Consider the following 23,859-nt stretch of genomic DNA (forward strand, 5'->3'; position numbering starts at 1 on the left):
GGAAGTCGCTAAGCTGAACCCATGGCTTGGCAGCGCACACAGACCCAGTTCTTCGCCCTCCCCGTCTCCGCACTGTGGGAGGTGCTGAGGGACCCCGCCCGGGTTCCCGAGTGGAACCGCGCCATTGCCCGGCTGGATCCGCGCACGCGGCCCGCCGCGGCCGGCACCGAGCTGGACCTGGTGCCCGCCGGGGAACCGATCGGCACCATCCACGCCAGGACCGCCCCGCCGGCGGTGGTGACGCGGATCGACGAGGGCTCCAGCCTGACCTGGCGCCAACCCCAGCCCGGCGGCTACCTGCTGGTGCGCTGGTCGCTGGCCGAGGTCCCCGGCGGCTGCGAACTGACCCAGCTGGTCTCCGTCTCCGGGCTCGCCTCGCCGCTCTTCGCGCAGACCGCAGCCAAGCCGATCGCCGCGCACTTCGCGCAGAACTGCGCCCGGCTCCACACGCTGGCCGGCGGCACGCCGACGCGGGAGCTGCGCGTGGTGATCGCCGGCGGCCACGGCTTCCTGGGCAGCCGCGCGGCAGCGGACCTGCACTGCCGCGGGCACGAGGTCACCATCCTCACCCGCAGCCTGCGCACCGACAGCCCCTACCGGCAGCTGCCGTGGGACGGGCGGAGCCAGGGCCCGTGGGCCGGCACCCTGTACGCCGACGGGCGGCGGACCGCGGTGTTGAACCTGGCCGGCGAGCTGGTGGATCTGCCGCCGACCCCGGAGAACATCGGGAAGCTGCGCTCCTCCCGGGTGGAATCGACCCGCGCCCTGGTGGAGGCAAGCGCCGGCCTGCCCCGCCCGCTGGCCGCCTTCCTGCAGTCGAGCACCACCGCAATCTTTGCCGACGCCGGGGAGGAGCGGCTCACCGAATCCTCGCCACTGCCCACCGGCACCCGCGCGCTGCCCCAGATGACCGGCGTGGGCCGGCCCTGGGAGGAGGCCGTGGCCGGCGCCAACGCCGAACGGGTGAACATCCTGCGCACCTCGCTGGTCTTCGAGCAGGAAAGCCCGCTCGTGGACCGGCTCAGCCTGCTGGCGCAGGCCGGGCTCGGCGGGGCCGTGGCCGGAGGCCAACAGTGGGTGAGCTGGATCCACCTCGCCGACTGGCTGCGCATCGTGCGCGCCTGCCTCGGCCTGGAGGACGGGACCAACCTGCCCGAAGGCGTGATCAACCTCGCCGCGCCGCACCCGGTGCGCAACGCGGAGATGATGGCGCTGCTGCGGGCCCGCGTGGCCCCCGGGGTGCTGAAGAAGGTCGGCCTGCCCACCCCCAAGCCGGTGCTGGCCGCCGGCGCCGTGCTGCTGCGCACCGACCCGGCGCTGGGCACCACGGGCCGCCATGTGACCTCCGAGGTGCTGGAGGCCGCCGGCTTCGAGTTCGCGCACCCCGACTTCGCCGGCGCCCTGCGGGGCATCTTTGGCTGAGCATCCGGGATCCCGCCATGCGGTCATCGACTCGCCCCTCGGGCCGCTGACGATCGCCGCGACAGCGCGTGGCGTGAGCGGGATCTACATGGAAAACCACGCGCACCCACCGGCGCCCGAGGTCCTCGGCGAGAGGCTGGCAGATGCCGGCGAGGACCCGTTCACGGCCCGGGCGGCGGAGGAGCTCGGCGGGTACTTCGCCGGGAAGCGCACGGCGTTCGATATCCCGCTTGACCCGTCCGGAACCGAGTTCCAGAAGCGAGTCTGGGCCCTGCTGGCGGCCATCCCGTTCGGCCACACCCGCAGCTACGGCGAGCTCGCTGCCGAACTCGGCGACCCGAAGCTGACGCGCGCCGTGGGCACGGCCAACGGCCGCAACCCGGTCTCGATCATCGTTCCGTGCCACCGCGTGATCGGCGCCGACGGCTCGCTGACGGGGTACGCCGGCGGCCTGGAGCGCAAGCTCTTCCTGCTGCGCCTCGAGGGAATCCTCCCGGAGGCCCAGGACACGCTCTTCTAGCTCAGGCCAGCACCACGGTGTCGATCGACTGGCCCAGCAACGCCGCGGTGTCCGGGTCCAGGGCTTCCCCCGTGACAAGTGCGTCGACGCTGCCCAGCGGCGCAATCTGGCACAGCCCGGTGATCCCCCACTTGGTGTGGTCGGCCACCACGACCTGGCGGGCGGCCGCCCGCATGAACGCCTGGTTGGTCTGCGCCTCGAGCATGTTGGGGGTGGTGAACCCGTCCTCGGCGGTCATTCCGTGCACACCCAGGAAGAGCACGTCGACGTGGAGCTGGGCGAGCGCCGAGAGCGCCAGCGGTCCCACCAGCGCGTCGGACACGGTCCTGATGCCGCCGGTGAGGATGACGGTCTGGCTCGCGTTGTCCGCCGCGTAGAAGGCCTCGGCGATGCGCGGCGAGTTCGTCACGACGGTCAGGTCGTTGATGCCCGTGCACCGGGCCGCCAGCGCGAAGGTGGTGGTGCCCGAGTTCAGGGCGATCGACATGCCAGGCTTGACCATCCCGGCCGCCGCGACGGCTATCGACTGCTTCTCCGCGGCCTCCAGGGAGAGCTTGTTGACGAACCCCGGCTCGCGGCTGGTGGGCGCCGCGGCGGTGGTCGCCCCGCCATGGACCTTGACCAGGGCACCGCCGGCGGCCAGCAGGCCCAGGTCGCGGCGCACTGTCATCTCGGAGACGCCCAGCTCGCGGGCCAGCGAGGCCACCCGCACCTGCCCCTGGCGTTGCAGGAGGTCGAGGATCAGTTGGTGTCGCGCCGTGGCAAGCATCTCGGTCATGGGCGTCCAGTCGTCGGGGTGTCGGGTGGGTCACCAACATCCTAGCGACAACCGAACACCAAACGCACTTGCATGTTCGGGTTTCCGCACCCCCACGGACGCGGCGCCGCGGCCCACCGGCTCTGGCGCTCCGACCGCCCGATCGATTATGATCGGTTTTGTTATATTTTGATAGATCTACAGTCGATGCCGGAACAGCCCAGGAGACGACCATGAGCAGGCAGCACGTGAACACGCAACAGGCCCCGGTCCGTGCGGCGATGGCCGACGGCCGGGAGCTGCTCTACTTCTTCGACTCCCCCGCACGCGCCGACGCGTTCGCCGCACCGGCGGACACCCGCGCCCTGCCTCCGCGACCACCCGTCTCCGAGCTGCGCTACGACGCCCTGGGCGGGGAATGGGTTTCCTTTGCCGCGCACCGCCAGGCCCGGACCCACCTGCCGGCCGCCGACGACTGCCCGCTGTGCCCAAGCCGCCCCGGGGCAGCCACCGAAATCCCTGCCGCGGACTACGACGTCGCGGTCTTCGAGAACCGATTCCCGTCCTTCGGCCCCGAGCAGCACGCCACCGACGCGAAGGCGGCGATCGGCGCCGCCGCCCCGTCCCACGGGCGCTGCGAGGTCGTCGCCTTCGGCCCCGGGCACACGGATTCACTCTCCTCCCTGGGCGCCGCGCGGATCCGCACCGTCGTCGACGCCTGGGCGCACCGCAGCACCGAACTGGGCGAAATGCCGGGCGTGGAGCAGGTCTTCGCCTTCGAGAACCGCGGCGCGGACATCGGCGTGACACTGCACCACCCGCACGGGCAGATCTACGCCTACCCGTTCACCACCCCGCGCACCGCCACCCAGCTGGCCCGGGCCGCGGCCCACCGGGAACGCACCGGCCGCAACCTCATGGCAGACATCCTGGAGTTCGAGCTGGCCGCCGGCGAGCGCATCGTGGAGCGCGGCACCCACTGGACGGCCTTCGTCCCCTACGCGGCACGCATGCCCCTCGAGGTCCACCTGGTGCCCAACCGCCGCGTCGGGATGCTCGGCGAGCTCACCACGGAGGAACGCGACGAGCTGGCGGACCTCTACCACCGGCTGCTGCGCGGCATCGACGCGCTGTACTCCACCCCGACCCCCTACATCGCCGCCTGGTTCCAGGCCCCGCGCACGCACCCGGACCGCGACGAGGCGTGGCTACACTTGCAAGTGACATCCCCTCGGCGCGCCGAGGACAAGCTGAAGTACCTGGCCGGCTCCGAGGCGGCCATGGGCGCGTTCATCGGCGACGTCATCCCCGAGTCCTCCGCAGCGGCCCTGCGCGACGCCGTCGCCCGCACCGACGCATGAGCACCCCCACGAAAGCCGAGGCCATGGGCACCCTGACCGCATCCTTCACCGAACTCTTCGGCCACGCCCCCGACGCCCACTTCGCCGCACCGGGCCGGGTGAACCTGATCGGCGAGCACACCGACTACAACGACGGCTACGTGCTGCCCTTCGCCATCGACAGGGAGGCCCGGGTCGCGGTGCGGATCCGCCCGGCCGGCGAACCGCGGCTGCTGCGCGTGGCCTCCACCAGGGGCGGGGACCTCGTCGAGGCGGACCTGGGAGCGCTTGCTGCGCGGGATACCACCCCGTGGGCGCGCTACGTCGCAGGGGTGTTCTGGGCCTACGGCCGGCGCGGCTTCACCCTGCCCGGGGCCGAGATCCTGCTGGACTCGAGCGTCCCGATCGGCGCGGGGCTGTCCTCCTCGGCGGCCATCGAATGCGCCGTCGCCCTCGCACTTAACGACTTGCTGGACCTGGGCCTTGGCCGCCAGGAGCTGGTGCTGCTGTGCCAGGACGCGGAAAACAACTTCGTCGGCGCCCCCACCGGCATCCTCGACCAGTCCGCGTCGCTGCTTTCCACCGCCGAGCACGCGCTCTTCCTCGACTGCCGGACCCGCGCCTCCCGGCAGGTGGAGCTGCCGCTGGAGGCCGCGGGCCTGCGGATCCTGGTGATCGACACGCGCGTGAGCCACGCCCACGACTCGGGCGGCTACAAGGAACTGGTGGAGGCCTGCACCCGCGGGGCGCGGGAGCTCGGTGTCCCGGCGCTGCGCGATGTCCCCCCGGAACGGCTGCCCGAGGCCCGGCAAACCCTGCACCCGGGCATCTACCGCCGCGTGCGCCACATCGTCACCGAGAACCGGCGCGTGCTGGACACCGTCGCGCGGCTCGAGGCCCACGGCCCCGCAGAGATCGGGGACCTGCTGCTGGAAAGCCACGCCTCGATGCGCGACGACTTCGGGATCTCCAGCGAGGAACTCGACCTCGCCGTCGATGCCGCCATGGCGGCAGGGGCATTGGGCGCCCGCATGACCGGCGGCGGGTTCGGCGGATCGGCCATCGCGCTGGTCGAAGCATCGCGCGTGGACGCCGTGTCCGAGCGCGTGCTGAGCGACTTCGCGGCGGCCGGCCACGCCACCCCGGACCTCTTCACCGTGGCGCCGGGGCCCGGGGCCCGGCGGCTATAGGTTCGGCCCCACGCGACTCAGCACGGCAGCGAACCCGGCAGGCGCACGGGGGTCTTGGCCACGGCACCCGTGCCGTCCGATCCGCGGTAGGCCCGGCACAGCTTCACGCCCCGCTTGCCGAGGTTCTTGTTGATCTGTCGCAGGGAATCCGGCGCAAATCCGTGCCACTGCATGTGCATCAGCACGGTGTCCCCGGGCTTCGCCGCGGAGGCCCGGGCCACGGTGATCGCCTTGGATTTCACGCTCCAGTCCAGGGTGTCGCGCGACCAGGTCCAGATGGCCATGCCGACCCTGGCGTAGGCGCACAGCACGCTGGCGTCGATGGCCCCGTAGGGGGGCCGTCCGAAGTTGGTGTGGACGCCGCTCCCGCCCAGCTGCCTGGCCGCCGCCGCGCAGCTCAGGGCGCGCAGGTCCGGGTGGCTGACGGAATGGTTGATCACCCATTGCCCCTTGGCGCGGGCCCGGGCTGCGATGTCCACCCCGTAGCGCGCCTTGAACTTGGTGATGCAGTCGCCGGTGGGCGCGACAACCAGTCCGATGTTGTTCGCCGATGCGTAGTTGATGGCGCTCGTGAAGGCGTTGAGCGTGCGGGGGCAGTCGTCAAAGGTCAGCACCACCCGCGAGGTCCGGTTCGGACCGGTCAACCGGGGTGCCCGCGGCGCCGCGGGGGTCTTGGTGTTCGTCGTGACGTAGCCGTTGCTCACCCATCCGGCGCGGCCCGAATAGCTGACTTTGTACCACCCGTTGGATGCCCTGGCGGAAACGGGGACGGTCTTTCCCGCGGGGATGGTGAGCAGGATCTTGTGGCCTGTCGAGGAGCCGCTGCGGAGGTTGACGTTTGCCGTGGTGCGCACCTTCGCCGGCAGCGCTGCCGCGGCCACGGTGCGCGGCAGGACAACGGTGTGGGTCCGGTAAAGCGGTTCGGACGCCTGAGCCGCCACGGCAGCCGACGTGGCCACCAGGGCAGCCGCCAGGGAAATCCCCAGGATTCCGCGCACCGTCCCGTGGCGATTTGGTTTGTTCAACATGATCCTGCACCCTTCGCGAGTCGTGCATTGTGAGGACTATGAGCCTTCAGTTTCCGCCTCGCCGCGACACCAAACAATGGTGGTTCCGGTTCGTGCGGCAATCGTTGGAATTGCCCTCGCCGCATCACCGGGGGCTAACGATTTCGGGGGCCGGGCCCCGGTGTTCACAGCCAATTCACCGGCACCGCGTCTAGCGTTGAATCGAACGGGTTCGGACCGCGAAGGGACGCTTCGACGGCAGGGCAACCCCTTCGGCGCGGGAGGGATCCTGATGGACAACGTAGCAATCGTCCACTACCAGCGCGATGCCAACTCAAAGGTCTTGGCCGTGGAACTGGCTGACAAATTGCGTGCCCACGAACTGCGCGGGGAACTGCGCGACGTCGCACATGCCTCGGCCCACGAACTGATCTACTTCGACGCCGTGGTGCTGGCCGGCCCGCTGCATTTTTCCCGCATGCACGGGCTGTCATTGGTCAAGGCCTCCTTTGGCTACAAACCGACAGCCCTGCTGCTGACCGGCGTCGGGGACGACGACCGGGTCCTGCGCCTGCTGCCCAAACACATGCGCGGCGAGGTCCCGGTGTTTGCCGTGGATCCCAGGCAGCCGACGCCTACGAGGCTCGACCCGCTGGTCGCCTGGTTGCGCAGCGTGGTGGGCACGACCGGCTACCGGTGGACGGGCTGAGCGCAGCCGGAGCTCAGGAAAGGTCCCAGAGCATCCGGTAGTAGGCGATGCGTTCCGCATCGGGCTCCACGCCGTAGGCAGCGTAGACCAGCCGGTCGTACCCGGGGCCGTAGTTCCACTCCGTGCTCCAGGCAGCGACGGCCAGGTCGGCCCAGCGGTCGGCCACGCCGATCTCGCCGAGGTCGACGTGGCCCGCGACGGTGCCGTCCGCATCCAGCAGCGTGTTCGGTGCGCATGGGTCCCCGTGGCAGACCACCAGCCTGTCGATCGGCGGCGGGTTGCCCAGCATGCCGCGCGCCTGCTCCACGGTGAACCGCCCGTGGCCGTTGCCCCAGTCGCCCGGGGACTCCCCCGAGGCGATGCGGGCCTCGAAGCCGGCCATGCGGTCGCCGACCGACCAGGAATACGGGCACCGCTCCACCGGAAGGGCATCGTGCAGCGCCCGCAGTCCGGCCCCCAGTGCCCGGGCCGCGCGTTCGGGGCGGGCAACCCACACGGGGTCCACCGCCGAGCGCCCGGCCATTGCCCGCGTCACCAGCCAGCTGCCCACGTCGTCGGAGCCCTGATCCAGCACCTCGGGGACGGGACTGAACCGCCCGGCCCAGGCCATCCGTTCGGCCTCGCCGGCGAAATCGCTCTCGGGCGTCCCCGCCGCAGCATACTTCACGTAGCGGTCCCGCACGGTGCCCTCCCCCAGCCGGAACGTCAGCCCTCCCACGCCGTTGACCCAGACGGGCCGGATGGAATCGGCACCGGCCAGGACCCGGACCCGGGCCGGCAACGGCACATCGCTCCCGGGAACCCGGGCCAGCGGTTTCACACTCATGACCCAATGATCCCCCGCCCACCCGGTGCGTTCCACTGTGCCGCGCGGCCGCTGCGGCGAATATCTCCACTCGACCGAAATTGCTGTAACAATGAGGTGACGTATCCGTTTAGGGCTGAGAGGCTTTTCCATGCATGAACAAACGTCCCTCACGATCGGCCGCGCCCGGCGCGTGCTGGAGGAACGAATCCGCCCGGCCATCCACTCGAACCACCTGCCGGCGGACGTCTCATTCCATGAACTGCCCTCCGAACCCATCCCCGCGCATGAGGGACTCGCCCTGGACTACGCGCCCTTCCGGGTGGGCAGCACCTGGGGCGCGGCCTGGGGAACCACCTGGTTCAAGGTCCGTGCCGATGTCCCCGCCGCCTGGAGCGGCAAGCGCGTCGAGCTCCTGGTGGATCTCGGGTTCGATATCTCCAAGACCGGGTTCCAGTGCGAGGGCCTGGTGTACCGGCCCGACGGATCGAGCATCAAGTCGCTGAACCCGCGCAACCAGTGGGTGCCCGTCGCGGAGTCGGCCTCCGGCGGCGAGGAGGTCCTGCTGTACATCGAGGCGGCGTCCAACCCGGTGCTGCTTCAGGACCACCCGTTCCTGCCCACCCGGGAAGGCGACATCCTCACCTCCTCGCGCGAGCCGCTGTACCGCACGCGCCGCTTCGACCTCGCCGTGCTGGAGCGCGAGGTCTACGAGCTTGCGCTGGACCTGGACGTGCTGCTCGAGCTGCAGGCCGAACTGCCCGAGGGCGCCCGCCGCGCGCAGATCCTCCGGTCCCTGGACGACGCCCTGGACGAACTGGACCTGCAGGACATTGCCGGGACCGCCGCAGCCACCCGGGCGCGGCTGGCCCCGGTGCTTGCCGCCCCGGCGTCGTCCACCGCCCACGCGCTGTCGGCGGTCGGCCACGCCCACATCGACTCGGCCTGGCTGTGGCCCGTGCGCGAGACGATGCGCAAGGTGGCCCGCACCTGCTCCTCGATGCTCGAGCTCATCGACGAGGACCCCGACTTCCTCTACGGCATGTCCAGCGCCCAGCAGTACAAATGGCTGAAGGTGCAGTACCCGGAGATCTTCGCGCGGATCAAGAAGGCCGTCGCCGACGGCCGCTTCCTGCCGCTGGGCGGGATGTGGGTGGAATCGGACACCGTCATGCCCTCCGGCGAGTCCCTGGTGCGGCAGTTCCTCCACGGGCAGGGGTTCTTCCGGCGGGAATTCGGGATCGGCAGCGAGGGCGTCTGGCTTCCGGACAGCTTCGGCTACTCCCCGGCACTGCCCCAGCTCATCCGCAAGGCGGGCTTCGAGTGGTTCTTCACCCAGAAGATCTCCTGGAACCAGGTCAACCGCTTCCCGCACCACAGCTTCGCCTGGGAGGGGATCGACGGGTCGCGCATCTTCACGCACTTCCCGCCCATGGACACCTACAACGCACAGCTCTCCGGGGCAGAGGTCGCGCTGGCCGAACGCCAGTTCCGCGACGCCCGGGCCGCCTCCGGGTCGATCGCCCCGGTGGGCTGGGGCGACGGCGGCGGCGGAACCACCCGCGAAATGGCGGGCCGGGCCTCCCGCATGGCCGACCTCGAGGGCAACCCGACGGTCCGCTGGGAACACCCCAACGACTTCTTCGAACGCACCCGCGAGGAGTACGTGCAGCCGCCGGTCTGGGTCGGCGAGTTGTACCTGGAGCTGCACCGCGCAACGCTCACCTCGCAGCACCGGATGAAGGCCGGCAACCGCCGCAGCGAACACCTGCTGGTGGAGGCGGAACTGTGGTGCGCCACGGCAGCGCTGCGCGGGGACTTCGAGTACCCGCACGACGAGCTCGACGCACTGTGGGAATCGGTGCTGCTGCACCAGTTCCACGACATCCTGCCCGGGACCTCCATCGCCTGGGTCCACCGCGAGGCCGTCACCGAATACGAACGCATCGCCGCCGCGGTGCAGGAGCTCATCGAACGCGCCCTGGGCGCGCTCACCGGGCCCGGCAGCAGGCAGATCGCCGTGAACCCGGCACCCGTGGCCGGGGCGGTCCCGGCGGGATCCGGCCGCGAGGCCGTGCCGCACGGGCTGCCGGCCGTGCGGGTGAGCTCCGATGCCTCCGGTACCCGGCTGCTCAACGACCTCGTCGACATCCGTTTCTCCCCCGAGGGGCTCATCGTCTCGGCGATCGACCTGGCCAGCGGGCGCGAGGCCATCGCGCCGGGCCAGGTGGCAAACCTGCTGCAGCTGCACCAGGACTTCCCCAACCAGTGGGATGCCTGGGACGTCGACAAGTTCTACAGGAACCGGGTCACCGACCTGCGCGAGGTGACCTCGATGCACGCCACGGCGAACGAGGATGGCAGCGCCGTGCTGGAAATCCTCCGCCCGGTGTCCGCGGATTCGACGGTGCGCCAGACAATCGTGCTGGAACCGGGATCGCGCACGCTGCATTTCCACCAGGTCACCGACTGGCACGAGACCGAGAAGTTCCTCAAGGTGGCCTTCGCCCTGGACATCCGGGCGGAGCACACCATCGCGGAGACCCAGTTCGGGCACTTCAAGCGTGTCACCCACGCCAACACCAGCTGGGAGGCGGCGAAGTTCGAGACCTCCATGCACCGCTTCATCCACGTGGAGGAGCCGGGCTTCGGCGTCGGCCTGGTCAACGACTCCAGCTACGGCTACGACGTGACCCGCCAGGTCGACGACCGGGCCAACGTGAGCACCACGGCCCGCCTCTCGCTGCTGCGCGCCCCGCGGTTCCCGGATCCGGAAGCGGACCAGGGCCTGCACGAGCACCGGTACGGCATGGTGATCGGCGCGGACCTCGCGCAGACCACCGCCGCGGGCATCGCCCTGAACTCCCCGGGCCGCACGGTGGCCGGCGGCAGCGGATTCGAACCGCTCGTGGAACTTTCCGGCCACGGGCTGCTGCTCTCCTGCGTGAAACTCGCGGCCGACCGTTCGGGCGATGTCATCGTGCGCCTCCACGAGTCCCTGGGCCGCCGAGCCTCCGGGTCGCTGCAGGTCAACGCGCCCCTGCAGGGGTGGGCCACGGCAAGCCTGATCGAGGACGTGCTCGGCGGCGAGCCCGGCGGAAGCGGTGCAACCATCCCGCTGGAGCTCAAGCCGTTCGAGGTGCTGACGCTTCGCTTCACCCCGGGCGCCGGCTCATGACCGCGACGCTGTCCATCGACGCCGGCCAAAGCGGCATGCGGGTGCGCCTGCGCCTGGCGGACGGCAGCGTGCGGGAGTCCTCCGGGCCAGGCGTGCGCACGGACAGCGACGTCATCGCCCAGCTGGCGGCCGCCATCGGGGACATTGCCGCGGGGGCGGGCACGGACCTGGCTGCGGCGAACGTCGGCACCTCCGGCGTCGACTTCCACCCGGGACTCGCCGGGCGGCTCAAGGACCTCGTGCCCGCGCTGGGCGGGGCCCCGGTGCGGGTCGCCCACGACTCGGTCACCGGGTACCTCGGCGCGGCCGGCACGGAGCTGGGCGTGGCGACGGCCGTGGGCACCGGGGTGGTGACCTTGGGCGTTGGCGCCGCCGGCGTGCACCGGGTCGACGGCTGGGGCTACCTGCTGGGCGACAGCGGCAGCGGCTTCTGGATCGGACGTGCCGGGCTGGAGGCCGCCATGCGGGCCCACGACGGCCGCGGGGAACCCACAGTCCTGCTCGATGACCTCAAGGCCCTGTTCGGGGACCCCGCAGGGGCGTACCTGCGCATCCAGGCCGACCCGGACCGGGTCCGCTCCGTCGCGTCCTTCGCGCGGGTGGTGCTGGATGCGGCGGAGGCCGGGGACGCCGCCGCGCTGGCGGTGGCGATGCATGCCGCCGACGAACTCTACGCCTCCATGGATGCAGCCCTCCGGCAGGCGGGCTTCGCTGCCGGGGATTCCCCCGTGGCCTGCTGGACCGGAGGGGTGGTGCGCAGCCAGGTGCTGGCCCAGGCCCTGGGCCGGCGGTTCGCCGTGCAACGGCCCACGGCCCGGCTGCTTCAGGCCCTGGGCGACCCGCTGGACGGCGCGGAGCGTCTGGGTGTCCTCGCCTCCGGCCACCCGCTGTTCTCGAGCATTTCCCACGCATAGGAGCGCGCGCTTCCTTGACCCGGAACCGCACCGGGCCATAGCGTCGTGACACGCGGCACCCCTGCCGCAACTTGGACCCACCCGAAGGAAAACGGCATGCTCACGCTGGGAATGATCACCTTTGACACACACGACGCGCTCGAGCTTTCCAGCTGGTGGGCAGGCCAGCTGGAGGGCGAGGTCGTCGAGGAAAACGACGGGTACTTCTGCATCGTCAAGACGCCCCTGCTTCCGGTGCCGTTGGCCTTCCAGCTCGTCGAGGAACCCGCCGCCGGGAAGAACCGCATCCACCTGGATTTGGCCGCTACGGAAGCCGCAGGCGGTCGGGAACCTGTTGTCGCACGGCTTGTGTCAGGCGGTGCCTCGCTGGTTGACCAGCAGCGGATGGAGGGCTTCGCGTGGGACGTGCTGAGCGATCCGCACGGGAACGTCTTCTGTGTTTCCGATCCCCACTGATCCGGAACCGCAGCTAAAACGAAAGAACCCGCCCGGTCTCGATGACCGCGCGGGTTCTTCTTCGGTGGAGGTAAGGGGATTCGAACCCCTGACCTTCTGCATGCCATGCAGACGCGCTACCAACTGCGCCATACCCCCGAATTGGGTTGGTTCCTTGCTTTCCCGAAGGACCGCCGAACCGAGATAAGAATCTACAGCACGATTGGCCCCGAGCGCCAATCGAGAACCCGGAGCACCGCCCGTCGCGGCACGGGGACGGTCGCCGGAGTCGGAAATCCCCCTTGATTCCGGGGTTTCCGCGGGCGGGAACCCGCGATTGTGACTTCCGTCACGAATCGGCGGGAAGGGTGGGCCGGTACCGGCCAGGACGCATCGTCGGCCCACGGCCGAGGGCCCAAAGGGTGAAATCGGGCTCGAACCGTTGATGGCCACCGGCCCGTTCGGGACCTGCATCGCATTGCCCGCGGGGCTCGGCGGGGAAAGCGGGAAGCCAACCACGATCGCGGCACGAGGAGACGCCCCTTGGGGCGGCGGCAAACCTACCGTTTGGTACCAATTTGGTTACCGATTGGTACCAAAACCTTTGAGTGTCCGGTGTGTAAACGAAGGGAAAAAACCTCGCTACTCTATCAACATGGCAACACGTGGTTCATACGCAAAAGGCATCGTCAAGCGAGCCGAAATTCTCGACGTTGCCCTGGAGGTCTTCGCGAAAGAGGGCTACCGGGGAACGTCCCTTCGCAAGGTGGCGCATCTTTGCAATCTCTCGTTGGCGGGCGTCATGCACTACTTCGAGTCCAAGGAAGACTTGCTGGTCCAGATCCTGCGCACCAAGGACCAACGTGACGAGATTGTCGGCAACGACGTCGAGCAGTTGGGCAACCTCTCCACGGTACTCAACAGGAGCACCCAGGAGCCCGGACTCGTTGCCCTGTATGTGACGATGGCCGCCGCGGCCTCTGATCCGGCGCATCCCGCGGCCGCGTACTTCAAGGAACGCTACGAGCGGCTGATGAAGCTCGCCGAGGACTCCTACTACCAGGACCGCCCGAACCCGACGCCGGAGGAACTCGCGTTCTTCCGCACGATGACACGCGCGTCCCTGGCGCTTGCCGACGGCCTGCAGCAGCAGTGGCTCGCCGACCGCAGCGTCGATGTCGCGGGGACGATGGAGGCCTTCCTGCGGCAGGTGCGCACCCCGGTCGATGGCGACCAGGAGGCACCCGGCACCGGGCACTGACCAGGTTCGTTCGCTAGCGAAGCGCCGACCGGGCCTCGATCTTGTTCGCGCGCCAACTCGTCGTCAGGGCCAGCAGCAGTCCAAGCGCGGCGAGCCCGGCGCCCAGGAATGCCGGGGCCCGGTAGCCGAGTCCCGAGGCGATGACGGCGGCGCCCAGCGCCGCACCCAGGGCATTGGCCACGTTCAGGGCCGAGTGGTTCAAGGAAGCCGCCAGCGACTGGGCATGCGGCGCTGAATCCATCAGCAGCGCCTGGAGTCCCGGAACCAGGACGGATCCGGTGGCTCCAAGGACGAACATGAGGATCACGGTGGGCACCAGGTAGCTGGCCAGCGCCCCGAAAAGCACCATGAACACCACCATGGCGGACATGGAAACGAAGATCGCACCATGCACCGACCAGTCGGCGAGCCGGCCGCCGATCAGCGATCCGGCCACCATGCCGGTGCCGTAGATGCCCAGCACCACGGGGATCATCTTGAGGTCCAGGCCCGTCACGTCGGTCAGGATCGGGCTGATGTAGGAGTACACGGCAAAGAATCCGCCGAAGCCGACGATCCCGGTCAGCATGGCCATCCAGACCTGTCCGCTGCGCAGGGCGGAAAGTTCCCTGCGGATGCTCGCGCCTTCGTGGGCCGGTGCGTAGGGAACGAACAGTCGGATGGAAATCCAGGTCAGTGCGCCGACGATCCCGACGATCCCGAACATCCAGCGCCAGCCGTAGCTCTGCCCCAGGAAGGTCACGAACGGGACGCCGAGCACGTTGGCAACGGCAAGTCCCATCATGACCCAGGCGATGGCCCGGCCGCGCATGGAAGCGGGCACCAGCGTCCCGGCAAGGATCGCAGCAATGCCGAAGTAGGCGCCGTGGGGAAGGCCCGCCAGGAATCTCGAGACGAGCATGGATTCGTAGTTGGGCGCCAGGAGCGAGCTGAGGTTGGCAATCGTGAAGAAGGCCATCAGCCACAGGACCATCGTCTTGCGGGCAACCTTGGCCCCGAGTGCCGTGAGTACCGGCGCTCCGACAACGACGCCGAGGGCGTAGGCGGAAATCAACAAACCCATCTGCGGGTTCGATACCCCGAGATCCGCGGCGCCTTCCTGCATCAACCCCATGATGGTGAATTCCGTGGTGCCGATGCCGAAGCCACCCATCGCCAAGGCCACCACGGCAAGGAACAGTGCCTTGCCGGTGAGCTGCGTGGAGTGGATGGCCGGGGTCTTGCCATGTGCGCTGGCGTCAGGAGTCACGGGTGCCTTTTCAAGGTTCAGCTGGTTCGGGTGGTGCCGGGTCTGCGGTTCGACACGTGTAACAGCCTAAGGGCAGGATCCATGCCCGCGATGCCCCACGTGAGAATCCCCACCACAGCAAAGACAATCGGGAGGTGGGTTTCGTTTACGTGAAACGAAACCCACCTCCCGTTGCCAAGCCGTCCGATCCCGGTTGGGGAAACAGGATCCTCGACGGCCATGCACCAGGCGTTCGCGTGTTGGGGCACGCATTGAACATCCGGCATGTTGGTTCGTGGACTGGGGAATATCCACGAACCCGCGAGTGAGCGTTTAGCTCAGATTGTGGAGGCGTGCCGATCGATTGATCGGTGCGCCGGTGCTGGATGGCCGCGGATGCTCCGCAGTGAAAACCGCGCCCTGCGGGATGGTCCGCACGTTCGGGATCGCATGTTTGACCGGTGCCGGCATCGAAGTGCCCTCGGTGCCCCGTGTCCCGATGCAGGCCTTGGCCTGCGTGCGTTTCCGTAGAATTGAGTCCACTTCCATTCCTGAACGGCCATGCCGGAGCCGGCCCCCCGCCGACTATGAAACAGTATGGCATGGCACTGTTGCGAACCCGGGGATTTGGGAAGGGCGCGGCTCGGTTGCCTCTTCAGCGGGTCCCCGCCACTGCACGATTCGGGGCCCGCGGCACGGCCCAGGAATCCAGGCACCCGGATCCACCGCGTCTGCCGCAGGATGCGTCCTGCGGCAGGATTCCGCGGCCTACAACGACAGCAGGTCCACTTCGGTGTCCGCGAGCCGGTCTGCGGGAATGCTCCTGCCAATGAGGTTTCGCAAGTGGTCGTTCACGTCCCAGACGTTCACGTTCATGGCCGCGGAGACGGTCCCCTTGCGCATCCAGAAAACGATGAACTCGCCGCTGCCGGGATCCCCGCGAAGCACCACGTCGTCGTCCGCTGCCCGGTCGCCGACGTATTCCATGCCGAGGTCGAATTGGTCGGTGAAGAAGTACGGGAGCCAGTCGTAGGATTCCTCCCGCCCCAGGATGGTTGCCGCGGCCAGCTTCCCCTGGCGGATGGCGTTGTCCCAATGCTCGACCCGCAGGGAACGACCCAGCGTGGTGTTGAAGGCCTCCGCGATGTCTCCGGCCGCCAGGATGTTCGGATCGCTGCTGCGCAGCCGGGCGTCAACGACCACCCCGGTTCCGACGTCCAGCCCGGCCGCCACAGCCAGTTCGTTGTTCGGCACGGCACCGATGGCCAGCAGCACCGTGTCTGCGGCAACCTCACCGGTGGACGTCATGACCTTCAGCCCGGATTCCCGGTCGAGTGAGATCCCGTCAACCGTTGTTCCGAAGCGGCAATGGACACCGTTCCTGATATGCAGCCTGGCCACATGCGACCCGAATTCCGTGCCCATGGCGGCGGCGAGCGGCACCTCGTCCGGGGTCAACACGGTGACGCGCATGCCCGCCACCCTCGCCGATGCCGCCACCTCCATGCCGATCCATCCCGCACCGATGACCACCAGCCGCTTGTCGTTGACCAATTCCTCCTTCAGGGCCTGTGCATCTGAGAGGGAGCGCAAGGTGTGGACTCCGGGCAGGTCCCAGCCGGGCATGTTCGAGGTGCGACCGCCCAGCCGTGAGCGGCATCCCGTGGCAATGACAAGGTTTTCGTAGCCGATCGATGTCGAGTCGGAGAGGTCCACCACCTTGTTCGAGGTATCTATGGCGGTCGCCCGAACGCCCAGGCGAAGCTTGACGGACGCCCCGTCGTACCAGTCAGCGGGGAACGGCTGGAACTCGGGCGGCGATTTCTTCCCCTGCAGGAATTCCTTGGAAAGCGGTGGCCGCTCGTAAGGAACGGCGTCCTCGTCGGCGATGACGGTGATGGGTTTGCCGTACCCTCCCTCGCGGAGTTCGTGGACGCAGTGCGCGGCAGCCAATCCCCCGCCGATCACCACGATTCCCGCATCATCGGCTTCCGCGGTTTTCCTGTCGTCGACTCCCGGCACAGCTACCATCTCCTACGTCGTGGGCCACCGGCCCTGCCGGACTCCTCGAGGCCGGGGCCATGGTGGCAGCGGGTACGCCTCACCACAGAATGGCACTTTGCCGGTGGCCAGTCGAGGGTTGCACCGGTGCGGCATCCCGGCACCCGGTCCGCTCACAGATTTATCCCATGGATGTACCAGTTCGATATGCGACCCTAGATAACGATGTCTCTTCAAACCATTTCCACCCAGCCCCGGCAACGCCGGCCGCAACGCCTGCTTCGCTGGCAGCGCCGGTTGCGTGCCTTGGTGCTTCTCGGGGCACTGCTCGGCACCCTGTTGATTGTCTTCTACCGCCGGGTCCCCGATGTCTTCGGACTGGCCCTGCTGGTGGACAACGCCGCCCCGTGGTTCGGACTGGCGGTGCCCGTCCTGCTGCTGGTGGCCCTCGTTTCCAGGAGCAGGAGCGCGCTGGCTTTCGTACTGGTCCCGGCCCTGGCCTGGCTCGTCGCGTTCGGCCCGTCCATCGTCCCCTTGGCCTGGACGGCGCCTGCGGAAAAGGCCGGCGCACTCACGGTCAGCAGCCAGAACATCAAGGCGGGAACGGGCGCCGCCGTTGAATCGGCGCGCGTCCTGGCCAGCGAGGGCAGCGATGTCATCGCGTTGCAGGAACTCGATGCCGGCAGCGGCGAGGACGTCACGGCGGCCCTGCATTCGAGCTACCCGCACCACTTTGTGGTGGGCACGGTGGGAGTGTGGAGCAAGTACCCGCTCACCCGCTCGCAGCCGCTTGACCTGGGACTCGGGTGGAAGCGCGCCCTGAGCACCCAGGTTGAGACGGAGTCGGGCAGCATCAAGTTGTACGTGGTCCACGCCGCTTCCGCGAGGCAGAACGACCATGGCAACCGCGACGAAATGCTGTCCCAGCTGGCGGCAATCCTGCGCGCCGACAAGAGCCCCGCGGTCATGGCCGTCGGCGACTTCAACGCCACCTCGACCGACAGGTCCTTCGCCGCGCTGACGGAAACCCTGGATGAACCGAACCAGGACCGCGGCATGTTCGGTTTCACCTGGCCACGCGAACCGTTCGGTTTCATGCGCTTGGACCATGTGCTGCAGCGCGGCCTCGAGGTCACCTCCAACAGCACCGTCCCAGCGGGCGACAGCGACCACCTGGCAGTGCGTGCCACAGTGAATCTCCCGGGGTCCTAAACCTAGCCCACCAGCCCTGTAACCCGCAGGGTGATGTTGATTCGTCCCGACGCCAGCCCGCAGTCGGCGGGCGCGGTGCCGGGCAGGATTCTTGTCACTCCGTGGTATGCCAACCGCGCCGGACCCCCGAACACGAAGAGGTCACCGGACGCCAAGGCGATGTCCTCGTAGGGCTTGCTACGGTTGGCGGTGTTTCCGAACCGGAACAGGCAGGTGTCTCCGATGGAAATCGAGACCACCGGCTGGGTCGATTGCTCATCCCGGTCCTGGTGCATCCCCATCCTGGAATCGTCGGAGTAGTAGTTCACCAGTGCGGTGTCCGGCGTGTAGTTCGCCGCCACCCCCGCATCCCCGGTTGCCTCATGGATCGCTTTCCTGCCCAGCCTGACCATCCAGTCCGGGAAATCCAGCACCCTGTTTCCGTTGACGTCGGTTGCCCTGCGTGAATAGGAGTATGGCTGCCAGTGCCAGCCCAGGCACACTGTCCGGACCGACATCTCCCCGGCACCGATCTTGGCCGCGCGCGGCGGCACGGGCCCGTGCCCCCACTCGCGGAACCTGTCCACGAGCCAGCGTTGTTCCGCCGGGCCGAGCCAATCGGGAACCCACACGGCGCCCGGGGCAAGCTCCCGCCGGGGCCGGTCAAGGAAACTCTCCGAAAAGAGCGTGCTCACATGTACTCCTGGAAAATGGTCCGGCAAGCAAGGGAACCCAGGTTCCCAGGAGTCCATTATGCGGGCCCGGGAACCGCTGTCGCGCCGGCGTCACACAGAGGCACCGACGAACCGCAACAAACAGTTCCATGATAGGTATTAGTACGTAACCATCCGGAGCGGCCGAGAGACCTGGATCGATGAAGCCGCAGCAACCGACCCCGCCGAAGAGGCCTCTGAAACGGTAACGGTGCTACTGCCAGGTTCGATGGAAAGTAGGCAACCGCCCATGTCCTTTGGCACCAGCCACATCCGCACCACCCACGCAGGTTCATTGCCCCGAACCGACGAGCTTCTGGCAGCCAACGCGGCCAAGGAACGTGACGGGATCACCGCCGAGTTCCACGAGCTCCTCGAAGCCTCGGTGACCGGCATCGTCGCCAAGCAGCGCGAGCTGGGCATCGACATCCCCAACGACGGCGAGTTCGGGCACACCATGTCCTCCGCCGTGGACTACGGGGCCTGGTGGAACTATTCCTTCGCCCGCCTCGGCGGCCTCGAGGAAACCACCGTCGACCGCTGGGCCGAGACCGCTGTCAAGCGCTCAAGCCCCGGCAACGTCGTGCTCACCTCGTTCCCGGACCGCCGCGACCGCCAGGCCTTCGCCGAGGCCTATGCGGACCCGACCTCGGGCATCCTGGCCCACCGCAAGGCGACAACGCAGCCGAAGGTCGTCGGGCCGCTGACCTACACGGGGCACGATCTCGTGGCATCGGATATCAAGAACCTGAAGACCGCCATGGCCGCGACCGGCACCGACGAGGGCTTCCTCGCGGCGCTCTCCCCCGCGTCCTGCGCGCGGCTGGCCAACGACTACTACACGAACGACGAGGAATACCTCTTCGCCGCCGCGGATGCGATGCGCGAGGAATACAAGGCGATCCTCGACGCCGGGCTCACCCTCCAGATCGACGACCCGTCGCTGGCCGAGTCCTGGGACCAGGTCAACCCCGAGCCGAGCCTCGAGGACTACCTGAAGTTCCTGGAGCTGCGCGTGGAGGCAACCAACCATGCGCTGCGCGGACTCCCCGCCGAACGGATCCGGCTGCACGTGTGCTGGGGTTCCTGGCATGGTCCGCACACCACCGACATCCCGTTCGCCGACATCCTCGACCCGGTGCTGCGCATCAACGCCGGCATGGTCTCCTTCGAGGCGGGCAATGTGCGCCACGAGCACGAATGGCGCATCTGGGAGGACCGTGCGCTGCCCGAAGGCAAGATCCTGGTCCCGGGCGTCCTCTCGCATGCCACGAACGTGGTCGAGCACCCGGAACTTGTCGCGGACCGCATCGAGCGATTCGCGAACCTCGTGGGCCGCGAGAACGTCATCGCATCCACCGACTGCGGCCTGGGCGGCCGCGTGCATCCGCAGATCGCCATGGCCAAGCTCGAGGCACTCGGCGCCGGCGCGGCACTGGCCACCCGGCGCCTGTGGAAGGGCGCCGCGGTCATCGCCTGACCGCAATGCCCGGCGCTCCCCGCCGCAACGGCAGGGTGCACCGGGCCCCCGGGGCGCCGGGGCGCCGGAGCTACGGGCGGAACGGCTTGGGCTTGTGGCCCCGCTTGGTGGGCTTGACCTTGCAGTCCTTCCCGTTGATCAACATCGTGATGGTGCCCTGGTTCGGGGCCCTGTCGCCGATCACCGACACCTCGGTGACCAAGCCGTCCTTCCATGTTGCGTTGACCTCGTAGCCTCCGCGGGCCCGCAGGCCGGTGAATGAGCCCTCCGGCCAGGCCGATGGCACGGCGGGCAACACGTGGATCTTCTCCCCATGGCTTTGGATGAGCATTTCCGCCACCGCCCCGGTGATGCCGAAGTTCCCGTCCATCTGGAAGGGCGGGTGGTTGCAGAACAGGTTCGACAGGGTGTTGAAGCGCAGCAGGCCGCGCAGCATCAGGCGGGCGTGGTCGGCCTCCCCCAGTCGGGCGAAGAGCGCCACGCGCCACGGCCAGGTCCACGACCTGCGGCTGTCGCCGGAGACCGATGCCTCGGTGAACGGCACGCCCGCGACCTCGCCGCAGCGGGCCTTCAGCGACACCAGGGCGGCCGCGGCCAATTCCGGGGTGCCGTCCAGGGTGATCTGGCGGCCCGGATACACCGCGAACAGGTGCGAGGTGTGGCGGTGGATGTTCCGGGGGTCGTCCCTGTCCGTCTGCCATTCCTGCAGCTGGCCCCAGCTTCCGATCTTGTTTGGCGCAAGGCGCCCTTGCATGGCGGCCACCCTGTCGCGGAACACCGAATCGAACCCCATGGCGGCTTCGCAGTCCAGGTAGTTCTGGAAAAGGTCCCAGATGATCTGTTGGTCGTACATGACGCCGTCCTCGCGCGGGCCGTGCTCCGGCGACCACCCGTCCGGGGCCACCAGCTTGCCGTTTGCGTCCTCGACAAGCCGGTCCTCCCAGAACTCGCAGATTTCCTTGAGCATCGGCAGCGCGGTGTCGCGCAGGTAGGCCCGGTCCTGGCTGAAGGCCCAGTGCTCGTAGATGTGCTGGCCGTACCAGGCACTGGCCACGGTGTTCCACTCCCAGGAGTTGCCGCCGAAGATGCTCTGGCTGGTGCGGGCGGTCCAGCCGCGCGTGTCCTTCCCGAACGCGTTGCGGGTCGCGACGCGGCTTGGCACGGCAACCTGCCGGACGAAGTCGATGAGCGGCTCGTGGCTCTCGCTGAGGTTGGCTGTCTCGGCACCCCAGTAGTTCATCTGCACGTTGATGTTCGTGTGGTAGTCCGAGGCCCATGCCGGGGAGTTGCTGTCGTTCCACAGGCCCTGCAGGTTTGCCGGGAGGCCGCCGGGCCGCGAGGAGCTCAGCAGCAGGTAGCGGCCGAAGGCGAACATCGTCTGTTCCAGGCTCGGGTCGTCCTGGCCCGCGGAGTAGGCACCGAGGCGGATGTTCGTGGCAACGCCGGATACCGCGGGCTCGGAGGCCCCCCAGTCGACGTCGACTCGCCCCATGATGCTTTCGATGTCCGCCCGGTGGGCCGCACGCAGGTCCTGGTAGCGGCGGGCGGAGGCCCTGGCGATGCCGCGGGCCACGGTGGCGGCCGGATCGGCACCGCGCCAACCCGCCTTGGCGTCGAGCTTGTAGTTGGTACGTGCATCCAGGACCATCGTCAGGCTGCGGGCACCCGCGACCCTCAACGAGCCACCGGCGGCGCTGACCGTACCGTCGGTTTCGGTGACGGAAAGGGTTGCGGCGAACTTGAGCCGGTTGGCCATTTCCCCGGAGAAGGAGAGCGAACGGGCACCGGCATCAGCGGAAGTCGGGGCCCCGCTCTGTGCCGAGTCCATGGCAATGCCCGCATTGAGTCCCAGCGGCCGGTCCGTCTCGTAGCGCAGGACCAAGACGTCGGAGTCCCTGCTGGCGAATGCCTCGCGCTGCACGCGGTCTCCGCTGGTGCCGAACTGGGTCACGTGGATGCCGACATCGGGATCCAGGGCACGCCTGTACTCCGCCACTGCCGAGGACCTGCGCGAATTGAACGCCGGCCCCGAGAGCGAGACCCCGGCAAGCTGGAGCCGGTCCGCGCCGGGCCTGCCGCGCAGCGTGAGACGGTAGGTGCTGAAGCTCCGCCCGCCGGCGATAGTGAACGACCTCTCCAGGCCGCGCGAGGCAAAAGGGGTGCCGGGCGACTGCGTGTCAAGCACGGCCCAGGTCCGGCCGTCCGAGGAACCTTCCAGCGTCCACTCCCGCGGATCCGCCGAGGGGCTGTCTGCCGCGGAGGTCAGTGAGTACTCGTTGAGCGTCACCGCCTGGGCCAGTTCCGCCTGCCAGATGACGTCAGCGCCGGGCCGGGCAACCACCCACGCTGTCGACGCCGCTCCGTCGAGCGTGCGCAGGATGTCGGATCCGGGGCCTTCGCCGTCGGCTTGCCCGGTGGGCGAGGAAACGAACAGCTTGGCTCCGCTGCCGAAGGAGACGCCGGCGAGCGCGATCTCGGAAACCTGGAAGTGGCTGACACCCGGGACGGTGGTGAAGTCGAACCGGTACCGGCCGAACGCCCCCGGGTGGGCTACCTCGAAGTCCTTGGCCTGGCGGCGGGATTCGAACGGACCCGCCAACGCCTGCGTGTCGACGACCGTCCAGGTCTCGCCGTCATTCGAGCCGGACAGGGTCCAGGTGCGGGGGTCGCGGGCGGGCACGTCGTTGGCGCTGGTGAGCGTGTAGCGGGCAACGCTTACCGGGCTTGGCAGCTTGACCTCCCATTGCACCTTGGAGGGCGGCCCGTCGATGCACCACTTCGTGGCGCTGTTCCCGTCGATCGTGGAGGCTACGGTCTCGGAGCCGGAGGTGTTGTACGGCCCCCCGGGGGAGGTTACGGTTGCCTGTTCGGCAAAGGTCACCACCACGTCCCCGAAGTTCCGGTAGGAGCCGAACCCCGTCACACTCGTGTCGAACGCGCCGTCCGGCTGGCCCGCGAGGGCGTTGTCGTAGTCGTTCAGCCCGCCCCACAGGCTCTGTTCGTTGAACTGGATGCGTTCGCGGTCCGGATCGCCAAAGAACATCGCACCCAAACGGCCGTTTCCGATGGGCAGTGCGCCCGACTGCCAGTCCGTGGCGGGCCGCTGGTACCAGAGGGTGTGCCGGGAAAGCGCCGGGTGCTTCAGGAGCCCCACTGCGGGAGGCAGGACAGCGGCCGTGGAGGCGTTGGCCGACTGCGCGATGACTTGGGTCACGAGTGGGGTCAGCGCCAGCAACCCGCCCATCTTGAGTATCTGGCGTCGGCTGGGTGATGCGTAGACCATGGACAATCTCCAATGCTTCATTGATCGGTTGTTTAGCTCCTGAATTCGAGACATCCCCAAGTCCGGCCGCCTCGCATGACAGTTTTACACGACAGACATCCGATGTATAGACCCTGGGCTCGCATAAATGCGCGTGTCGCCCCTCCGCCGCCGACTGCGGCAGGGTCTTCCCGGATACCGGCGCCGGCCGGGTTCACGGTTTGATGCCAAGTACTCGCCGACGGTTCCGGGAGCAACCCCTTGCGACCGTCCACCAAGTCCGGGCCAGCGAGCGACTACCCGGCGGAGTCTCCGACATGCAGGATGAATCCCTGGGCCGCGTTCCTGCACCGGGGGGGCCAGCCAGACCCCGATCCGCATTGTCCTGTTGCCGCGCGAACAATGGCGCACCGCCTGCACCACAGACGGCCTCAGAACTCGCGGGC

18 protein-coding genes, 1 tRNA gene and 1 riboswitch are annotated in these 23,859 nt (G+C 68.6%); of the genes, 11 read left to right on the forward strand and 8 right to left on the reverse strand.

The window, feature by feature from the left end; all coding sequences use genetic code 11:
- Positions 1-21 precede the first annotated feature (21 nt).
- Together ACSYDW_RS04185 and ACSYDW_RS04190 are read left to right on the forward strand one after the other, a co-directional pair.
- Complete coding sequence (locus ACSYDW_RS04185; protein WP_438337452.1) at positions 22-1,422, forward strand: DUF1731 domain-containing protein; 1,401 nt, start codon at positions 22-24, stop codon at positions 1,420-1,422.
- On the forward strand, positions 1,415-1,942 hold the full coding sequence (locus ACSYDW_RS04190) for a methylated-DNA--[protein]-cysteine S-methyltransferase (RefSeq protein WP_438337453.1): 528 nt from the start codon (positions 1,415-1,417) through the stop codon (positions 1,940-1,942). The genes ACSYDW_RS04185 and ACSYDW_RS04190 overlap by 8 nt, the downstream gene beginning before the upstream one ends.
- A gap of 1 nt (position 1,943) precedes the next feature.
- Here the strand turns inward: ACSYDW_RS04190 and ACSYDW_RS04195 are convergent, their stop codons facing one another.
- Positions 1,944-2,720, reverse strand: coding sequence for a DeoR/GlpR family DNA-binding transcription regulator (locus ACSYDW_RS04195; protein WP_438337454.1), 777 nt, complete (start codon positions 2,718-2,720; stop codon positions 1,944-1,946).
- 212 nt (positions 2,721-2,932) lie between these two features.
- Here ACSYDW_RS04195 and galT point away from each other — a divergent pair, with 212 nt between their 5' ends.
- Together galT and galK are read left to right on the forward strand one after the other, a co-directional pair.
- Positions 2,933-4,060, forward strand: a complete 1,128-nt coding sequence (gene galT, locus ACSYDW_RS04200; RefSeq protein WP_438337455.1) for a galactose-1-phosphate uridylyltransferase — start codon at positions 2,933-2,935, stop codon at positions 4,058-4,060.
- Positions 4,057-5,229 carry a galactokinase gene (gene galK, locus ACSYDW_RS04205; protein ID WP_438337456.1) on the forward strand — a complete coding sequence of 391 codons (1,173 nt, stop codon included), beginning with the start codon at positions 4,057-4,059 and terminating at the stop codon, positions 5,227-5,229. The genes galT and galK overlap by 4 nt, the downstream gene beginning before the upstream one ends.
- Before the next feature lie 17 nt (positions 5,230-5,246).
- Here the strand turns inward: galK and ACSYDW_RS04210 are convergent, their stop codons facing one another.
- Positions 5,247-6,257 carry an SH3 domain-containing protein gene (locus ACSYDW_RS04210; RefSeq protein ID WP_438337457.1) on the reverse strand — a complete coding sequence of 337 codons (1,011 nt, stop codon included), beginning with the start codon at positions 6,255-6,257 and terminating at the stop codon, positions 5,247-5,249.
- 271 nt (positions 6,258-6,528) lie between these two features.
- On the opposite strand from ACSYDW_RS04210, the gene ACSYDW_RS04215 reads away from it, so the two are divergent.
- Positions 6,529-6,945 carry a hypothetical protein gene (locus ACSYDW_RS04215; protein ID WP_438337458.1) on the forward strand — a complete coding sequence of 139 codons (417 nt, stop codon included), beginning with the start codon at positions 6,529-6,531 and terminating at the stop codon, positions 6,943-6,945.
- A gap of 13 nt (positions 6,946-6,958) precedes the next feature.
- Here the strand turns inward: ACSYDW_RS04215 and ACSYDW_RS04220 are convergent, their stop codons facing one another.
- On the reverse strand, positions 6,959-7,771 hold the full coding sequence (locus ACSYDW_RS04220) for an aminoglycoside 3'-phosphotransferase (protein WP_438337459.1): 813 nt from the start codon (positions 7,769-7,771) through the stop codon (positions 6,959-6,961).
- Between the two features lie 130 nt (positions 7,772-7,901).
- On the opposite strand from ACSYDW_RS04220, the gene ACSYDW_RS04225 reads away from it, so the two are divergent.
- From ACSYDW_RS04225 to ACSYDW_RS04235, 3 genes are all read left to right on the forward strand, one after another.
- Positions 7,902-10,928 (forward strand): alpha-mannosidase, encoded by a 3,027-nt coding sequence (locus ACSYDW_RS04225; RefSeq protein WP_438337460.1) that lies wholly within the window; start codon positions 7,902-7,904, stop codon positions 10,926-10,928.
- Positions 10,925-11,842: an N-acetylglucosamine kinase gene (locus tag ACSYDW_RS04230; RefSeq protein WP_438337461.1), complete on the forward strand. Its 918-nt coding sequence runs from the start codon at positions 10,925-10,927 to the stop codon at positions 11,840-11,842. The genes ACSYDW_RS04225 and ACSYDW_RS04230 overlap by 4 nt, the downstream gene beginning before the upstream one ends.
- A gap of 96 nt (positions 11,843-11,938) precedes the next feature.
- On the forward strand, positions 11,939-12,298 hold the full coding sequence (locus tag ACSYDW_RS04235; protein WP_438337462.1) for a VOC family protein: 360 nt from the start codon (positions 11,939-11,941) through the stop codon (positions 12,296-12,298).
- Between the two features lie 65 nt (positions 12,299-12,363).
- Here ACSYDW_RS04235 and ACSYDW_RS04240 read toward each other — a convergent pair.
- A tRNA-Ala gene (locus ACSYDW_RS04240) sits at positions 12,364-12,436 on the reverse strand.
- Positions 12,437-12,932: 496 nt separating this feature from the next.
- Between ACSYDW_RS04240 and ACSYDW_RS04245 the strand changes: the two genes are divergently transcribed.
- Positions 12,933-13,538, forward strand: a complete 606-nt coding sequence (locus tag ACSYDW_RS04245; protein WP_438337463.1) for a TetR/AcrR family transcriptional regulator — start codon at positions 12,933-12,935, stop codon at positions 13,536-13,538.
- A gap of 13 nt (positions 13,539-13,551) precedes the next feature.
- On the opposite strand, the gene ACSYDW_RS04250 is transcribed toward ACSYDW_RS04245, so the two are convergent.
- Positions 13,552-14,691: an MFS transporter gene (locus ACSYDW_RS04250; protein ID WP_438337941.1), complete on the reverse strand. Its 1,140-nt coding sequence runs from the start codon at positions 14,689-14,691 to the stop codon at positions 13,552-13,554.
- Between the two features lie 843 nt (positions 14,692-15,534).
- A complete protein-coding gene (locus ACSYDW_RS04255; RefSeq protein WP_438337464.1) occupies positions 15,535-16,788 on the reverse strand; it encodes an NAD(P)/FAD-dependent oxidoreductase in 1,254 nt (417 codons plus the stop codon).
- 204 nt (positions 16,789-16,992) lie between these two features.
- On the opposite strand from ACSYDW_RS04255, the gene ACSYDW_RS04260 reads away from it, so the two are divergent.
- Positions 16,993-17,979, forward strand: a complete 987-nt coding sequence (locus tag ACSYDW_RS04260) for an endonuclease/exonuclease/phosphatase family protein (RefSeq protein ID WP_438337465.1) — start codon at positions 16,993-16,995, stop codon at positions 17,977-17,979.
- Between the two features lie 2 nt (positions 17,980-17,981).
- Here ACSYDW_RS04260 and ACSYDW_RS04265 read toward each other — a convergent pair whose 3' ends face one another.
- On the reverse strand, positions 17,982-18,653 hold the full coding sequence (locus ACSYDW_RS04265; RefSeq protein ID WP_438337466.1) for an alpha-ketoglutarate-dependent dioxygenase AlkB family protein: 672 nt from the start codon (positions 18,651-18,653) through the stop codon (positions 17,982-17,984).
- Between the two features lie 146 nt (positions 18,654-18,799).
- Positions 18,800-18,907, forward strand: a riboswitch (SAM riboswitch).
- A gap of 14 nt (positions 18,908-18,921) precedes the next feature.
- Between ACSYDW_RS04265 and ACSYDW_RS04270 the strand changes: the two genes are divergently transcribed.
- Positions 18,922-20,151, forward strand: a complete 1,230-nt coding sequence (locus tag ACSYDW_RS04270) for a cobalamin-independent methionine synthase II family protein (RefSeq protein ID WP_438337467.1) — start codon at positions 18,922-18,924, stop codon at positions 20,149-20,151.
- 70 nt (positions 20,152-20,221) lie between these two features.
- Here the strand turns inward: ACSYDW_RS04270 and ACSYDW_RS04275 are convergent, their stop codons facing one another.
- Positions 20,222-23,434: a glycosyl hydrolase family 95 catalytic domain-containing protein gene (locus ACSYDW_RS04275; RefSeq protein ID WP_438337468.1), complete on the reverse strand. Its 3,213-nt coding sequence runs from the start codon at positions 23,432-23,434 to the stop codon at positions 20,222-20,224.
- Between the last annotated feature and the right edge of the window lie 425 nt (positions 23,435-23,859).

The sequence above is a fragment of the Paeniglutamicibacter selenitireducens genome, from assembly GCF_051550675.1.
GTDB lineage: Bacteria > Actinomycetota > Actinomycetes > Actinomycetales > Micrococcaceae > Paeniglutamicibacter.

What these genes read in the sequence shown, in the direction of transcription:
- ACSYDW_RS04185 (WP_438337452.1), top strand. Translation starts at nt 22, where the DNA reads ATGGCTTGGCAGCGCACACAGACCCAGTTCTTCGCCCTCCCCGTCTCC.
- ACSYDW_RS04195 (WP_438337454.1), bottom strand. Translation starts at nt 2,720, where the DNA reads ATGACCGAGATGCTTGCCACGGCGCGACACCAACTGATCCTCGACCTC.
- galT (WP_438337455.1), top strand. Translation starts at nt 2,933, where the DNA reads ATGAGCAGGCAGCACGTGAACACGCAACAGGCCCCGGTCCGTGCGGCG.
- galK (WP_438337456.1), top strand. Translation starts at nt 4,057, where the DNA reads ATGAGCACCCCCACGAAAGCCGAGGCCATGGGCACCCTGACCGCATCC.
- ACSYDW_RS04210 (WP_438337457.1), bottom strand. Translation starts at nt 6,257, where the DNA reads ATGTTGAACAAACCAAATCGCCACGGGACGGTGCGCGGAATCCTGGGG.
- ACSYDW_RS04215 (WP_438337458.1), top strand. Translation starts at nt 6,529, where the DNA reads ATGGACAACGTAGCAATCGTCCACTACCAGCGCGATGCCAACTCAAAG.
- ACSYDW_RS04220 (WP_438337459.1), bottom strand. Translation starts at nt 7,771, where the DNA reads ATGAGTGTGAAACCGCTGGCCCGGGTTCCCGGGAGCGATGTGCCGTTG.
- ACSYDW_RS04225 (WP_438337460.1), top strand. Translation starts at nt 7,902, where the DNA reads ATGCATGAACAAACGTCCCTCACGATCGGCCGCGCCCGGCGCGTGCTG.
- ACSYDW_RS04230 (WP_438337461.1), top strand. Translation starts at nt 10,925, where the DNA reads ATGACCGCGACGCTGTCCATCGACGCCGGCCAAAGCGGCATGCGGGTG.
- ACSYDW_RS04235 (WP_438337462.1), top strand. Translation starts at nt 11,939, where the DNA reads ATGCTCACGCTGGGAATGATCACCTTTGACACACACGACGCGCTCGAG.
- ACSYDW_RS04245 (WP_438337463.1), top strand. Translation starts at nt 12,933, where the DNA reads ATGGCAACACGTGGTTCATACGCAAAAGGCATCGTCAAGCGAGCCGAA.
- ACSYDW_RS04250 (WP_438337941.1), bottom strand. Translation starts at nt 14,691, where the DNA reads ATGGGTGGCTTCGGCATCGGCACCACGGAATTCACCATCATGGGGTTG.
- ACSYDW_RS04260 (WP_438337465.1), top strand. Translation starts at nt 16,993, where the DNA reads ATGTCTCTTCAAACCATTTCCACCCAGCCCCGGCAACGCCGGCCGCAA.
- ACSYDW_RS04270 (WP_438337467.1), top strand. Translation starts at nt 18,922, where the DNA reads ATGTCCTTTGGCACCAGCCACATCCGCACCACCCACGCAGGTTCATTG.
- ACSYDW_RS04275 (WP_438337468.1), bottom strand. Translation starts at nt 23,434, where the DNA reads ATGGTCTACGCATCACCCAGCCGACGCCAGATACTCAAGATGGGCGGG.